Annotated in this window: 13 protein-coding genes and 1 rRNA gene; 7 read left to right on the top strand and 7 right to left on the bottom strand. The window is 37.6% G+C overall.

The annotated features are described in order from the left end of the window. Nucleotides 1-39 precede the first annotated feature (39 nt). Nucleotides 40-1,716, bottom strand: a complete 1,677-nt coding sequence (locus tag ACOZBY_RS19980; protein WP_012291923.1) for a peptide ABC transporter substrate-binding protein — start codon at nucleotides 1,714-1,716, stop codon at nucleotides 40-42. Between the two features lie 138 nt (nucleotides 1,717-1,854). On the opposite strand from ACOZBY_RS19980, the gene ACOZBY_RS19975 reads away from it, so the two are divergent. After that, nucleotides 1,855-2,919, top strand: coding sequence for a M24 family metallopeptidase (locus ACOZBY_RS19975; protein WP_422762631.1), 1,065 nt, complete (start codon nucleotides 1,855-1,857; stop codon nucleotides 2,917-2,919). Nucleotides 2,920-3,100: 181 nt separating this feature from the next. Continuing rightward, entirely contained in the window at nucleotides 3,101-4,387 is a 1,287-nt protein-coding gene (gene rpoN / locus ACOZBY_RS19970) for an RNA polymerase factor sigma-54 (RefSeq protein WP_012291921.1), read from the top strand. 69 nt (nucleotides 4,388-4,456) lie between these two features. Here the strand turns inward: rpoN and ACOZBY_RS19965 are convergent, their stop codons facing one another. Genes ACOZBY_RS19965 through ACOZBY_RS19945 form a run of 5 tightly spaced genes read right to left on the bottom strand, consistent with a single transcriptional unit; the run spans nucleotide 4,457 to nucleotide 9,970 of the window. Beyond that, a complete protein-coding gene (locus tag ACOZBY_RS19965) occupies nucleotides 4,457-5,938 on the bottom strand; it encodes an aldehyde dehydrogenase family protein (protein WP_036160366.1) in 1,482 nt (493 codons plus the stop codon). A 19-nt stretch (nucleotides 5,939-5,957) separates the two neighbouring features. Beyond that, nucleotides 5,958-6,860: a 4-hydroxy-tetrahydrodipicolinate synthase gene (gene dapA, locus ACOZBY_RS19960; RefSeq protein ID WP_012291919.1), complete on the bottom strand. Its 903-nt coding sequence runs from the start codon at nucleotides 6,858-6,860 to the stop codon at nucleotides 5,958-5,960. 27 nt (nucleotides 6,861-6,887) lie between these two features. Further along, the gene (locus tag ACOZBY_RS19955; protein WP_012291918.1) at nucleotides 6,888-7,760 is read right to left on the bottom strand and encodes a proline racemase family protein; all 873 of its coding nucleotides are present in this window, start codon (nucleotides 7,758-7,760) and stop codon (nucleotides 6,888-6,890) included. 12 nt (nucleotides 7,761-7,772) lie between these two features. After that, a complete protein-coding gene (locus tag ACOZBY_RS19950) occupies nucleotides 7,773-8,792 on the bottom strand; it encodes a proline racemase family protein (protein ID WP_012291917.1) in 1,020 nt (339 codons plus the stop codon). Then, the gene (locus tag ACOZBY_RS19945) at nucleotides 8,789-9,970 is read right to left on the bottom strand and encodes an NAD(P)/FAD-dependent oxidoreductase (protein WP_036160363.1); all 1,182 of its coding nucleotides are present in this window, start codon (nucleotides 9,968-9,970) and stop codon (nucleotides 8,789-8,791) included. Before ACOZBY_RS19945 ends, ACOZBY_RS19950 begins: the two co-directional genes overlap by 4 nt. Before the next feature lie 174 nt (nucleotides 9,971-10,144). Here ACOZBY_RS19945 and ACOZBY_RS19940 point away from each other — a divergent pair, with 174 nt between their 5' ends. From ACOZBY_RS19940 to ACOZBY_RS19920, 5 genes are all read left to right on the top strand, one after another. Further along, the gene (locus ACOZBY_RS19940) at nucleotides 10,145-11,830 is read left to right on the top strand and encodes a sigma-54 interaction domain-containing protein (protein ID WP_422762644.1); all 1,686 of its coding nucleotides are present in this window, start codon (nucleotides 10,145-10,147) and stop codon (nucleotides 11,828-11,830) included. A 138-nt stretch (nucleotides 11,831-11,968) separates the two neighbouring features. After that, on the top strand, nucleotides 11,969-12,238 hold the full coding sequence (locus tag ACOZBY_RS19935) for a (2Fe-2S)-binding protein (RefSeq protein WP_012291914.1): 270 nt from the start codon (nucleotides 11,969-11,971) through the stop codon (nucleotides 12,236-12,238). Next, nucleotides 12,235-12,576: a (2Fe-2S)-binding protein gene (locus ACOZBY_RS19930; protein WP_422762630.1), complete on the top strand. Its 342-nt coding sequence runs from the start codon at nucleotides 12,235-12,237 to the stop codon at nucleotides 12,574-12,576. The genes ACOZBY_RS19935 and ACOZBY_RS19930 overlap by 4 nt, the downstream gene beginning before the upstream one ends. Continuing rightward, nucleotides 12,566-13,786, top strand: coding sequence for an NAD(P)/FAD-dependent oxidoreductase (locus ACOZBY_RS19925; protein WP_422762629.1), 1,221 nt, complete (start codon nucleotides 12,566-12,568; stop codon nucleotides 13,784-13,786). Before ACOZBY_RS19930 ends, ACOZBY_RS19925 begins: the two co-directional genes overlap by 11 nt. A 267-nt stretch (nucleotides 13,787-14,053) precedes the next feature. Next, on the top strand, nucleotides 14,054-15,505 hold the full coding sequence (locus ACOZBY_RS19920; RefSeq protein ID WP_422762628.1) for an alanine/glycine:cation symporter family protein: 1,452 nt from the start codon (nucleotides 14,054-14,056) through the stop codon (nucleotides 15,503-15,505). A 38-nt stretch (nucleotides 15,506-15,543) separates the two neighbouring features. Here ACOZBY_RS19920 and rrf read toward each other — a convergent pair. After that, nucleotides 15,544-15,632 (bottom strand): 5S ribosomal RNA (gene rrf, locus ACOZBY_RS19915); the annotation flags it as partial.

Genomic DNA, 15,632 nt, shown 5'->3' with positions numbered 1-15,632 from the left:
TAAAAAATGCTGTCCTCTGAAAGAAGAGGACAGCATTTTTTATTTTACAATTTCTACCCATTTATAGCTTATGTCAGCTGAGAATGGATGCTCATATAAATTTTTTACATATGGTTTTGTCAAACGGCTTAACCCCTTTTGGAAGGTTGGGGCAAATGCTACATCTTCCATCATTAATTTTTCGGCTTGCTGCATAAGTTCCCAACGCTCTGTAACATCAGAGGTAGTTTTCGCTTGTTTAATGAATGCATCCACTTTTTCATTTTTGTAGTTTGATTGATTATAATAAGCAGTTGACTCAAATAATTCAATGTAAGTCATAGGATCTTGATAGTCAGGACCCCAACCACCATAATCTAAATCAAAATCAACAGCCCCCTCTAATGCAAGCTTTTGCTTATTCGGCTGCATATTAATTGTTAGCTCTAAGCCCTCTAAATTCGTCTCCAGTTGATTTTTAATAAATTCAGCTGCTTTCTTAGACTCTGCACGGTCATATGTTAAAAACTCCAGCTTTACTTGGTCTACACCAAGTTCCTTTAATCCAGTAGCCCACGCTTCCTTTGCTAGCTCGATATCTGTTTTATTCATATCGCCGTTGCCATCACGGAAATCATTCCCCTTGTCATCTGTTGATAATCCCTGTGGTACTAAATAGTAAGCAGGGATGGAACCATCCTGCAATATCACATCAGCGAAGCCTTGTTTGTCCCATGCCATATCAATGGCTTTACGAATGTTTAGATTAGATAAATATTTATTCTCATGATTCATACGAATAAAATACGTATTTGGCTTTAAAAACGTAGAATACTCTGGACTATCTTTATATTGAGCCACATACTCACTAGATAACTCGGCAGTATCTATTTCACCAGCCTCATAGAGATTGACAGCCGTTGCTGTATCTTTAACAATTTTTTGCGTAATTTTAGTAAGCTTTACAGTGTCCTTATCCCAATAACTTTCATTTTTAACGAATGTCCATCCTTGACCATGTTGCCAAGATTCCATCATGAAAGGCCCATTATAGATCATATTATCCGCTTCTAGCGCATATTGATCACCTTGGGACTCTGTAAATTCTTTATTTAATGGGAAAAACGGGGCATACGTCGTTAAGCTAATAAAGTATGGGATGGGCGCATTTAGCTGCACTTCTAATGTATCATCATTTAAAGCTTTAATACCAATTTCCTCCACCTTCCCATAAAGGGGATCCTCTTCTGTTTGCACATTGGCAGCATTTTTTATATCTAACATTAAGTATGAATAAATTGCTTGAGTTTCGGGATTTATTGCTCTTTTCCACGCATACTCAAAATCATATGCCGTCACTGGAGACCCATTACTCCAAACAGCATCTTTCCGTATTTTAAATGTATATACTGTACCATCTTCCGAAACTTCATGTGACTCCGCCATTCCTGGGATGGGTGTATTTTCAGGACCTATACGATATAATCCCTCAAATACAGAGTTCATTGCTGTTACAGCAAGTGCATCTACACTCCCCAAAGAGCTCATCGTCGTTAAATCTCCTGTTGCCACTAAATGAAGCTCCTGTGTAGCAATATTGTCGTCCCCATCAGCAGTTGCATTGTCTGATTCATTACTTTTAGCAGTATTTCCAGAAGTTGGTTTTCCGTAGCACCCTACCAATATAACGAGCATTAATCCTAACAATACGAAGAGCCATTTTGTTTTTTTAGCCATCCTCAAAACCCCTTTATGTTTATTGCACGAAAGAAATCGCACTATAAAAATCTATGCAATTTCCATGCCGATTCTAATTTTTTAAAAATTGGCACGGATTTTGCATTATAATTTCATGAAAGAAGGGAGAATAACAACATGTCAAAATTAGAACAATTAAGAAATGCTCTACAAGCACAAGGTACGAGCGCAATTATTATTACAAATGCACAAAACCGACGTTATTTAACAGGATTTACAGGAAGTGCAGGAACGGTTATAGTGACTAACACACGTGCACTTTTATTGGTGGACTTCCGCTATACTCAGCAAGCAACTGAGCAAAGTAAAACATTTGAGGTTCATGAGATAGATCGCAATCGTTTATATGACATGATTCAAGAAATTTTAGATCAGGAATCTATTCAATCTGTTGGCTTTGAACAGCATCACGTAACTTACTACACTTATCAATTAATGGCTAATAAATTAACAGCAACTTTAAAGCCTTTATCTACTATTGTGGAAAATTTGCGTATGATTAAGACACCAGAGGAAATTGAAATCATTAAGAAAGCAGCTTGGATTTCAGATGAGGCATTTAAGCATATTCTGACATTCATTAAACCGGGTTTATCAGAAATTGAAATTGCCAATGAATTGGAATCTCATATGCGTAAGAACGGGGCAACTGGTGCAGCATTTGATATGATTGTTGCTTCAGGCCACCGCTCTGCTCTACCGCATGGTGTGGCATCTTCAAAAGTTATTGAGCAAGGTGACATGATAACACTTGATTTTGGCGCTTATTATCAAGGCTATCGTTCTGACATGACAAGAACTATTGCAGTCGGCGAGCCTCCTGAACAATTAAAGGAGATTTATCAAATTGTTTACGACTCCTTACAACATGCTCTTTCTAATATGAAGGCTGGTATTACGGGGCAAAATGCAGATAGCTATACACGAGACTACATTACAGCTAAAGGCTACGGGGACAATTATGGACACGGAGCAGGTCATGGCATTGGCCTAGATATTCACGAGGATATATTTATGTCGACAGTTTGTGAAGACGTTTTAGAGGAGAATATGGTACTTACCGTGGAGCCTGGCATTTACCTCCCACAAGTTGGAGGTGTTCGAATAGAAGATGATGTCATCATTACAAAAGATGGTGTTGAAGTAATCACACATTCACCAAAAGAACTCATTATCTTATAATTTATTTACACTTTAACTATAAGATGTTTACTTTTTTTACACTTTTTAAAACCTTTTATTTCAACATTTTGAGCTTTTTATTGAAAGCTCATGATTCATTTTGTTGCACATGTCAAAGTTTCTTGTCACTATATTTTTCTAAGTTAGTTAGATAGATTGATAGAGAATCGAGGTTTTTTGTATGCAACTTTCTATTAAACAAACACAAGAATTACAAATAGTTATGTCTGCCCAACTTCGTCAGGCAATTGAGCTACTCCAATATTCAACTCAGGAGCTAGAACAATATATACGTGAACAAGAACTCGTTAATCCTTTAATCGAGCTAAGTGAACCAACATTTAAAGAGCATCTACAGATTTCCAAAACGTGTGGCAGACACTATAACAATTGGCATCTTTCTACAAAATGTGAAAAAAATATCCGTGATGAGCTGTTTCAGCAGGTCAGGCTAACTTTTGATAATGAAAAGGACATTCAGCTCTTAAAACATATTATTTACCATTTAGATGACAATGGGTATTATGAGCAATCCATACAATCTTCTTATAATGACCTAGAAATAGAAAAGGGCATTCATTTATTACAAACGATTGGTCCTCTAGGAATCGGTGCACGCAATTTAAAAGAGTGTTTACTATTACAAACTATTTATGGTCCTAACAGCCCTGCTCATGCCGATACCATTATTTCTAATTATCTAGAAGAGCTCGCTCATAATAATTGGAAAAAAATATCAAAAGAGCTGGATATATCCCTAAATGACTTACAAATCATCTATCTTTTTATACAATCACTACAGCCAAAGCTAAGCTCATTGTTTTATCAGGAATTGGTACATACAACAATACCAGATATTATTGTTGATATTGTGGACGGTGGGATTACCTTTTCGTTGAACGATTATTATTTACCAAAGGTTAGTATTCATGCTGACTACTTTCCTTATATAAAAGCTCATTCCTCAGAAAAGAGTTATTTTAAAAAACACTTAGCTGACTACCACTGGCTAGTGAACAGCATAGAACAACGTCGAAATACAATGATCAACATTATGAAGGCCCTTATTGAAAAACAAAGAAAGTTCTTTCTTGATGGCCTTGACGCCATACAACCACTTACGTTGCGTGAAATTGCTGACCAAATAGATGTTCATGAATCGACGGTTAGTCGCATTACAACAAATAAGTATGTACAAACTGCTTTTGGTACATTTGAATTAAAAGAATTATTCAGCTCTAAATTGTCGACAGCAAATGGTCATAGTGTGTCACAAATAAAGGTAAAATCTTTGCTATCAGACTATATCAAATCAGAAAATAAGGCAAAGCCCTTCTCTGATCAAAAAATAGCTGAATATTTTAACTCTGCTTTAGGTATTGAAATATCTCGACGTACCATAGCTAAATATCGCGAGGACATGAGTATCCCCTCCTCGGCAAGACGTAAAATAATACCTTTTAAATAACGTGAAAAGGAGCTATCTATTGAAGTTAGCTCCTTTTACTTCTATACAAATTTAATGCATACTCACTAATTATTGCTTCATATTAACAAATACACTTTTCACCTCAGTGTAATTGGACAAACCATATTCACCGCCCATTTCGCGACCAATTCCTGACTGTTTGTAACCACCAAATGGCATCGTTTCCCATTCTAAACCGAAATCATTAATCCATACGGTCCCAGCTTGTAGTTTACTAGCTATATAATGTGCCTTTTTTACATTTTCAGTCCAAATGCTTGCAGCAAGTCCATACTTACTATTATTAGCACGTACGATTACCTCATCTACTGTTTCAAACGACAGAATGGACATCACTGGTCCGAAAATCTCTTCTTGAGCAATTATCATCGTGTCCTGTACATCAGCAAAGATAGTTGGTTGGACAAAATATCCCTTTTCCAGTGCTCGATCGCCACCTGCTACTATACGAGCACCCTCCTCTTTTCCTTTTTCGATATAATCAAGAACTGTATTTAATTGCTTTTGTGACACTAATGGACCCATATCTGTTTCTGGGTCTAAACCTGACCCTATCTTTAATGCTTTAGCCTTTTCTGCGAGTCGTTCAATAAATAGATTGTATAGACTACTATGCACAAATACCCGCGTACATGCACTACAGTTTTGTCCATGATTGTACATCGTACCAGCAAAAGTTCCTTCGATCGCTTCCTCGACATCTGCATCTGGTAACACAATAGCAGGCGATTTTCCTCCAAGCTCTAATGTTATACTTTTCACATCATCAGCAGCCTTTTTCATCACGTGTATTCCCGTCTTTGTTGACCCAGTGAAGGCTACTTTTGCTACACCTTTATGTGTAACTATCGCTTCACCCGCCTCTCCCGTACCTGGAACAATATTTACTACACCATCTGGAAAACCAGCTTGTTTCATTAACTGGCCAACATATAATAACGACAATGGCGTTTCAGCTGCTGGTTTGATGACAACCGTACATCCTACAGCTAACGCTGCCCCTAGCTTCCATGCCGCCATTGCAAGAGGAAAATTCCAAGGAATAATTTGACCTACAACTCCAACGGGCTCATGTACAATGTAATTTAAGTAATCCTTTGACACTTGTACAGTCTGTCCTGTAATTTTTGTTGCCCAGCCTGCATAATAACGGAAATGTTGAACTGTGCCATCCACATCATCTGCAAGAGCAGCTTTATATGGTTTTCCATTGTCTAATGATTCTAGCTGTGCCAGCTCTTCACGATGCTCTTCTAGTAAATCTGCCAATTTATAAATAATTCGTGAGCGTTCAGCTGCCTCCATCATTGACCATTGACCTTCAAAAGCTTGTTGAGCAGCATGCACGGCTAGATCGATATCTTCTGCCTGTGCTTCACTTACTACGGCAATGACCTCTTCATTAGCAGGATTTAAAACATTTAATGTTTTACCTGATTGAGCTTGCACATATTTACCATCGATATATAAGCCAATTGTAGACTGCAGAAATTCCTTTATTTGTGGCTTTAATGTCAACACTGCCTCCATCGGTCTTCCCCCTTTTCCATTAATAATGTTCGATTGCCAGTACGTCTAAATTTGTCATAATTGCTTTTAGTTGTGCATCTTCTTCCTCTGTTAGTGGGAGTCGTGGTAGACGACAGGGTCCCCCTGCCCACCCTTTTAATTCCATTGCACGTTTGGTAATTTGTACATATTTACCCGATCCCTCTAAAAATGCACATAAAGGTAATAAACGATCGTAAATTGCCCAAGCTGCCTCTAAGTTCCCCTCTTTTACTTGACTATATAATTTTGTGACAAGCTCTGGCACAATATTTCCAGATACAGAAATCCACCCAACAGCCCCAACTAAAAGTGATTCGATAGCTAAGTCCTCAGAGCCACAAAATACTTCTATATCATTTTGACCTTGACGTACGATATCACGCGCTTTACCAATACTGCCGCTCGATTCTTTAATATGTGTAATATTTGGAACATCTCTACCTACTTTTAAAATCGTTTCTAAGCCAATATCTACCCCCGAAGTAAACGGGTTATTATAGATCATGATGGGAAATTTTACAGATTCGGCTACTGATTTAAAATGAACATATATTTCCTCATCTTTTGGATGTGCGTAATAGGAATTAATTAATAATGCTGCATCTGCACCAGCCTGTTCTGCCTGCTGTGTATAGATGATTGCCTCTGCAGTTGTTTCAGCTGCTGTCCCAACAATCAATGTCATTCGCCCTTTAATTTGATCTACAGCTACTTCTACTGCTTTAAACCGTTCTTCTTTAGTTAAACTTACAAATTCACCCGTACTACCATTAATAGCAATACCTGTGACCCCAGCTTCAATAAAATGTTCAATATTTTGTCGGTAACCGTCCCAATCAATGTCTGTTTGATTTTTCATCGGCGTTACTAATACAGGAAATACACCTTCAAGTTTTTTCATCTTTTCTTCCTCCTCTAAACTCTTTTATTACACAATGATAAATCCATGATGCAAAGGATCTTCACGGTCCACTACAAATTGATGGATTCCTGTGATATAAGCTGTTAATGCAACTTCGTAGCCAGCTTCATGTTTTTGTATAATTTCAATGCTACTACCAAAAATACTGTCATTTTTTCTGACAGCCTCTTCCCCTAAAACTGCTATTAATGCCAATATACTGTCTACACCAGGTGAACGTAATATATAGCCATCTCGCTCAAAGGTAACGGACCTGACAGAGCTATTTAATTGTTCATACATAATGACCCCATCTGCTGTACTATATTTCTCACTTTCTAGTAATCCCCATGTACTGATTTCTGCTAATTCTTCTAAAACAATTGCTTTAAATTGCTGTGGTTTTTCTACAACAATGTATCGTCGCTCATTATCGATAATGACTTGCTCACCTTCTAATTGTGCTGGCTTCAATATTAAATGAACTGATAATACTGCATCTCTCTTTTCAGAAAGCTTGACATAGGCTTCATAGACACCTTTGACTGTTTCAATAGAGTAAGTATTATTTTTTGAGAGTTCTATTGTTCCTTGTTCAATCAATGCAGTCATTGTGGCTACAAGTGCTTCATACTTAAAATTTGTAGAAGCTGCATGCTGGAAAAATAATAATCGATAGGAAGCAATAGCGGATGGTAAAACAAGACAGCCATTCATTCCACGATGTCCTCTCGGCTCATTCAACAGCAATTGTTTTGTATCTTCAAATTGTGTATTTAACTGATGATCCGCTTCCAAAATATCTTCATGCATCAGCATGATTGGAGATTGCACAATAATGCGAAAGGCTTCTCCCACTACTTGTGTATCTATCGTTTGAAAAGACTTATGAAAATTCATGTTTATCCTCCCTTAGTGATCCATTGGTGGAATCATCAAATAGCCTTCTTTTAATGGGTCCTGATCATTGTAAAAAAATCGATGCATCCCCATTATCCATGCAGACCCTGTTACCTCCGGAATAACAGCTGTTAAACCACTAATAGTTACTTCTTCTAGTACACGTGCTTTAAACATTGTTCCCACAATACTTTCATAGACGAAGGACTCATTGAGAACGAGCTTATTTTTTAAATAGAGTGTAGCAATTTTGGCAGATGTACCAGTGCCACAAGGAGAACGGTCGATTCCTCCTGGCGGAACAACAACTGTATTTTTTAAATCAGCTAATGGGTTAACTGGATCTGTATAAAACTCAATATGTGTAAGTCCATGGATAAACGAGTACTCCGGATGGACAATATCCTCCACAGCATTCACAGCATTGCGGAGACGAATAGCCGTGTTAATAATCTTCGTCGAATTGTCTACAGCTAAGTCTAGATTGATTTTTCTAGCATCAATAATGCCGTAAAAATTCCCACCATATGCTATTTCACATTCCACTACACCTAGCTCAGAATCATTAATTTCAATTGTTTTTAATAAAAAGGATGGTACATTTTTAAAGGTCACTTCCTTCGCTACACCATCCGTTACTTTAATCTGTACATCAATTAAACCTGCAGGTGTGTCCAATTTTATATTTGTAAAGGGTGTAGTAACCTCTATTAAATTCGCTTCAATAAGTGCTGTACAAACACCTATTGTGTCATGTCCACACATTGGTAAATAACCACCTGTTTCAATATAAATCACTCCGAAATCGGCTTCTGGTTGGCAAGGTTCTGTAATGATAACACCTGACATTACACTATGCCCTCGTGGCTCATTCATAAGAAATTTTCGAATCCAGTCATAATTCTCTTGCATAAATAACATTTTTTCAGACATAGTTTTGCCTTCAAGCTTGGGCATCCCACTTATTAATGAACGGGTCGGATTTCCACCCGTGTGTGTATCAATGGTCGTAAATAGTTTTTGAAAATTCATTCGTGAAGCACTCCTTTCTGAAAACGACTAAGATGAACCGGTTCAGTAGGAATGCATGAATCTTTGTGCTGTAGTAATTCTTGGATAAGCTTTCCGGTAACTGCAGCTAAGCTAATGCCATCTCCTTCATGACCTGCAGCGATATAGAAGCCAGGTACTTCCTCTACTTCACAAATAATAGGTAAATGATCTTCTGTCCATGGTCTTAACCCTGCATATGTACGAATAATCGACATATCAGCAATTTTTGGATAGAAGCGTACCGCACGTCTAGCAATCATTTTTGCCACATCATGATTCACCTTCGTGTCAAATCCTACAAATTCTCGACTACTTCCTATTAAAAAATTTTGTGCCTCTGTCGGCTCAAACACTAAGGCTACTCCGTATTTTTCAATATCCGCATCCACCTTACGCTCTCCACCAAACTTTGAAATTAAATAACCAAATTCCATAACTTTTCTTAGTCCTACTGGTTCCTGACGTGATGCCACCAAAATATGTCCTTTACGAGGTTTAATGGGAATATCAACACTAAGCATTTGTCCAATAAACGGTGCCCAAATTCCGCAAGCATTAATGACTTTATTTGCGGTTATCCACCCCTCATTCGTTTCAAGTGAAAATGTATCATCTGGCTGCTTCTTAATATTTTTGACTTCTGTATGTTTTTTTATCTTTGCACCCAATTTCTCAGCGGAGTGAAACATAGAAAATGTCAGCATGTATGGGTTCACTGTTGAATCCGTTTTACATTCCAATCCACCGTATAAATCATCTGCGAAGTATTTTGATTCGTTCCGCAGGTCCTCACGATCTAACATTGTAAAATCTAGACCCGCCTCTTGTTGACGATTAACCCATTGCTGTGCAGCCTCCATCTCTAGCTCACTTTCACAGACAAGAATGCTGCCAGGATTCCGATATTCAAAGCTCATATCTAACTCTCTATTTAACTCATGAACCAATCTTTGACTGACTAAAGACATTTGACTGTCAAAGCCAGGATCTTTATCAATAGCTAAAATATTGCCATCACAACGAGAAGAAGTCCCACTTGCAAGTTCGTTTTTTTCAAGTACTGTGATATCTAGGCCCGCCTTTGCACAATAATAAGCTATTGCTCCACCAATAATGCCACCGCCAATAATTACGATATCATGATGGGAATTCTTCATATCTCCCTCCTCCTTTCTATTCATGACTGTATGATGCAAAAAACATGCCAACCTCCCAAACTGGAATTTGTTTGATAAACTAGGCACTATGTGTCAAAATTATTTATATTATTCTAAATAATTAGACAAATTAACAATGAGGGGGTACTTACCTTGCATCCATATCATTTAATAATGAATAAAATATTAAAGCGTAATTTTGCTATAACATCTACTGACGATATTGTTTCCAAAATAAACGATGCCAGCAAGCAATATTTTGTGATTGAAAATCATAAACCTTATGGAGCAGTTCGCGGTAAAAGAAAAAACGATGTTCACTATGTTGCCTGTCATACCATCCAGTTGGATTGCCCACTCAAGAATGCTATTGAATATATGAAGGAATACGAATTTTTACTAGTTTGTAATGAGGAAAAAAAATATTTAGGATATTTACGGAGAGAGACCTTAGCCTACGATCTTGCCTATGAATTAGAATGTGGAAATGCTTATTTACAAACCATTTTAAATACAATAAATGAATCATGCACAGTCATTAATGCTGAACAAAATGTGGTTTATTGGACGAAAGGAGCCGAAAGCATTTTTTCTGTGTCAGGAGAAAATATTATCGGAAAGCCAATCACTCATTTTTTCAAAGAAGATCAACTAGAAATTTTACATACTTTACAGCATAGAAAATCTGTTTATCAACAGCAGCATTTTCCTCGGGAAGATCTCGTCGTCATGATTAATTCTAATCCAGTTATGCTGCATAATAAGACAATTGGGGCAGTCGTTGCTGAAACAGATATTACCCATGTCAAAAAATTAAACGAAGAGCTCCATATTACATCTGAGAAATTATTAAATTTAGAGAAACAGATGAGTACTAATGGTTTAGCATTTGACCCGTTCACCCTTATTCGTGGCAATAGTCCAAAGCTTAAAGAAGTATTAGAAAAAGTAAAAAAGGTCGCAGAAACAGAGGCAAATATTTTAATTTACGGAGAGAGTGGCGTTGGTAAAGAATTATTTGCACGTGCGGTTCATGCTATTCGAGAAAAGTCTGAAGCACCCTTTGTTGCTATCAATTGTGGTGCCATTCCAAGTGGCCTATTTGAAAGTGAGATTTTTGGTTATGAAAAAGGAGCTTTTTCTGGTGCCCATCAAAAAGGAAAAAAAGGTAAGGTAGAGCTTGCACGTGGAGGTACTTTATTTTTAGATGAAATCGGTGAGATGCCATTAGAAATGCAAGTCAAAATTTTGCGATTACTACAGGAAAAGACCTTTTATACAGTTGGTGGTACAAAGGAAATGGATGTCGAATTTAACCTAGTAGCAGCTACTAATAGAGATTTGAAGCAATTGGTGGCAGAGGGGAAATTTAGAGAAGATTTATATTATCGACTAAATGTGGTGAATTTCACCGTTCCTCCTCTTAGGGAGCGGGCATCAGATATATTAGAAATTAGCAATTACTTTTTATATGAAAAGTCAATTAAATATAATCGACCTATTCAAGGAATCCCAACTGAAATAGCAAATGCTCTTTTAAAATACCATTGGCCAGGCAATGTCCGTGAATTATCGAACGTTATCGAGCGACTGGTTGTATTTTCTGATGAGGGGGCCATTCATATGGAAGACCTCCCTACTGATATTTTAGCGGTGATGCCAAAAGATAAAGCAATGGACGTTAAGATAGATTTTCCTCTAGGAACAGAGCTTAACAATCAGCTTGAACATTATGAACGTGAAATAATTTTAGACCAGCTTGCCAAAGTAAATGGTAATAAAAAAACATGTGCTAAAAACTTAGGTATTACTCGCGCCACTTTATATAATCGATTAAAGAAATTAAACATAGATGTCTAATTTTATTAAATATATGTCAATATTTTTATACACATTATTCACATTCAACTAGATATCCCCTTCATATTTATTTTTTTCTTTGGCATAGTTTTTGCATTATGTACTATGTTAAGTATTTTATATAGTAGAGGTGGAACTATGCAAAATAAATCTATGATTGTATGCCGTTGTGAAGAAATTAGTTACGATGAATTAGTAGAAAGCGCATCAAAATATAAGTGCTCTGCACGAGAACTGAAATTACGAACGCGTGCAGGAATGGGCTATTGTGGCGGTCGTACATGCCGTACCATGGTAGATTCTATTGCTCATCTTCATCATCCTCGCAAAAATGATGAAGTTTCATTAAAACATCAAGCCCCTATTCGACCAGTACGATTCTCCAATTTAGGGGAGGTAAAATCATGACAGAGCGTATAATAAACCACCCAGTTTTAGGGGCTTTAACGCAAAAAGAAAAAGTAACTTTTACTTATGACAATCATTTGTTTGAAGGTTACAAAGGCGAGTCCCTAGCTGCTGCATTGCTAGCACAAGGAATACGCACTTTAAGATTGCACGAAGAAACTGGCCAGCCCCGAGGCATCTATTGTAATATTGGTCATTGTTTTGAATGCCGTGTCAATGTAAATGGCTTAGAAGGTGAACGAGCATGCTTAACTCCTCTTTCAGATGGCATGGCTGTAAAAAGTGGGCAGACACTTCCTACGACAGTAAGAGACTGGAGGAAGAACGATGAACAATAAAGTAATTATAATTGGGGCTGGTCCTGCGGGTCTTGCGGCGGCTATTACATTAGCAGAAAAAAATATTGCAGTCCTTGTTATCGATGAATATTTATATGCTGGAGGGCGATTACTAGGACAACTTTATGAAGAGAAGCCAGGAACATGGTGGAACGGTATTGTAGAATCAGAACGTTTAGTAGAACGAGCTAAAGCAGTCCATGTTGAATTTTTATTACAAACGAGTGTATCTGACTTAGAAAAAATAGGTCAAATGTGGGTCATCCATACAACTAAAGGTGCATTTCGTACCCAACACCTGCTATTAGCTACTGGAGCTGCCGAATCGCCTTTCCCTATTCCAGGTTGGACTCTTCCAGGGGTCATGTCTGTTGGAGCAGCACAAGTAATGACAAATGTGCATCGTGTGAAACCTGGAAAACGTGGTGTCATTGTCGGAGTTAATGTACTTTCTTCAGCTATTGCAATGGAATTACAATTAGCAGGTGTTCATGTAGCCGCTATTACATTACCCCCCACTAACTTATTAACAGAGGGTTATAGCAATCCTTTAGAAGTTATGACCTCATTATTGCATGTGGCTCATATGGCTCCCTCCCCTCTTGTTAAAATAGGCAGCAAATTGATGAAAAAAGACTTTATGAAAAAGCTTGGTATTACCTTTTATCCCAAAAATGGTGTGAAAATGTGGGATATTCCTATTATGTTACGTAAAGCTGTTATTGAAATCGTTGGTAAAAATCAAGTTGAAGGGGTCATTTTAGCAACAGTGAATACAGATGGCTCTATTGTGAAAGGAAGCGAACAACATATCAAAGCAGATTTTATTTGTATCGCTGGTGGTTTGTACCCTCTTGCAGAGCTTGCTTCTTTAGCAGGTTGTCCATTTCATTACATCGAACAATTAGGTGGGTTCATTCCTTTACATAATGAACAAATGGAAACTAATTTAGAGGGATTATATGTAGCAGGAAATATTACGGGCATTGAAGGAGCCAAGGTAGCATTAGCGCAGGGAGAAGTTGCAGCTCTTACAATTGCTCAACACCTAAATAGAGGAGCATCCAACCATGATATTAAGCTTGCCATCCAGGCTGTTGAAAAAACACGAGCCACTGCACATATTCAGTTTCATCCAGAAATTTTAGCTGGCCGTCAGCAAATGAAGCAAATTTGGAATGAATCTGTTGGGTCGCTTTCTATTCATTAAAAATCCATATGAAAGTGTAAAAGTCTTTTACTCATTTTCGTGAGTAAAAGGCTTTTTTACTTTATGGCATAAAACATGCAATACATATGATGAGCCTAAAAATTATGAAGGGAGGTTTTAGCTATTTAAACATTCATCTAAATTAAAGCTGTATACACACTTTAGTCATCATTTGGGTAAAGAGATGAAGGCTATTAATGGATCGTACACAATTTTTTAGGGTGGTAATTTCGCGTTTTGATTTAAGAAAACAAGGGGGAAACATCTATGGAGACAATCGTTAATACATTGGTCGATTATATTTGGGGGAATGCACTTGTATACTTAGCATTAGGTGTAGGTCTTTATTTTACCGTCCTAACAAAAGCTGTTCAATTTCGTTATATTCCTGAGATGATTCGATTATTACGTGAACGGAAAGAGTCAAAGGAAGGAATCTCATCGTTCCAAGCCTTTTGTATGGCATTGTCTGGGCGGGTTGGTGTTGGTAATATTGCAGGAGTGGCTACGGCTATTGCTGCTGGTGGACCAGGTGCAGTATTTTGGATGGGTATTATGGCCTTTTTAGGGGGAGCAAGTGCATTTATTGAATCTACTCTTGCTCAATTATATAAAGAAAAGGCTGATGATCAGTATCGCGGGGGATCGCCATATTATATCGAAAAGGGGTTGAGACTAAAGGGATTTGCCATATTTGTTGCGTGTGTGATCTGTCTCTCATATGGTGTTCTAGTGCCAGGAATCCAGGCGAACACCATTGCCACTTCCTTTAATACGGCTTTTCATATTCCACCATTTATAACAGGTGCTCTAATTGTTATTCTTTTAGGATTAATCATATTTGGTGGTGTAAAGCGTATAGCACGTGTTGCAGATAAAGTTGTTCCTATTATGGCACTTGCTTATGTAATTTTAACACTCATTATTTTAGGAGCGAATGTAAGTGAAATTCCAGGTATGGTTAAACTTATTATTACAAGTGCTTTTGGTACAAATGCCATTTTTGGTGGTATAGTGGGGACTGCAATCGCTTGGGGTGTAAGACGCTCGGTATTTTCAAACGTAGCTGGAGCGGGAGAAGCAACATTTAGTTCTGCTGCTGCTGAAGTATCTCACCCTGCTAAACAAGGTTTAGTTCAGGGTTTTTCCATCTATATTGATACAATCATTGTATGTACAGCTACAGCTTTAATGATTCTCATTACAGGTATGTATAATGTTACTCCTTCTGGAACAACGACACCATTAGTTGAAAATATTCCAGGCGTCGTAGCAGGCACTGCTTATACACAAGCAGCTGTATCTACAGTGTTCAATGATTTCGGAAGTGGATTCGTGGCTACAGCCATATTCCTTTTCGCATTCACTACATTAATGGCATACTACTACATTGCAGAGACAACCATTGTATATTTAGATAATCAGCTACGCTTCCCCATTTTAAAATTAGTATTAAAAATGGTCTTCTTACTAGTTGTTTATGTTGGAAGTGTTCAATCTGTTAGTCTTATGTGGGGACTTGGAGACATTGGATTTGGGAGTATGAGTTATTTGAACTTTATTGCTATTGTATTATTAACCAAACCAGCCATTCGAGTTTTGCAAGATTATGACCGACAAAAAAAGGCCGGTCTAGATCCTATTTTTGATCCAAGAGAAGTTGGAATTAAAAACGCCGAGTTTTGGATAGAATACAGTAATATGCATAAAAAGAATTAACTAAAAAAACAGTCAGCACACAGCTGACTGTTTTTGTTGCCTAGCGACGTCCTACTCTCACAGGGGGAAGCCCCCAACTACCATCGGCGCTAAAGAGCTTAACTTCCGTGTTCGGTATGGGAACGGG

The sequence above is a fragment of the Lysinibacillus sp. NPDC056220 genome, from assembly GCF_049315265.1.
GTDB classification, from domain to species: domain Bacteria; phylum Bacillota; class Bacilli; order Bacillales_A; family Planococcaceae; genus Lysinibacillus; species Lysinibacillus pinottii.
Note: the sequence above shows the minus strand (reverse complement) of the source record. Positions and strands in the feature narration are given on the sequence as shown.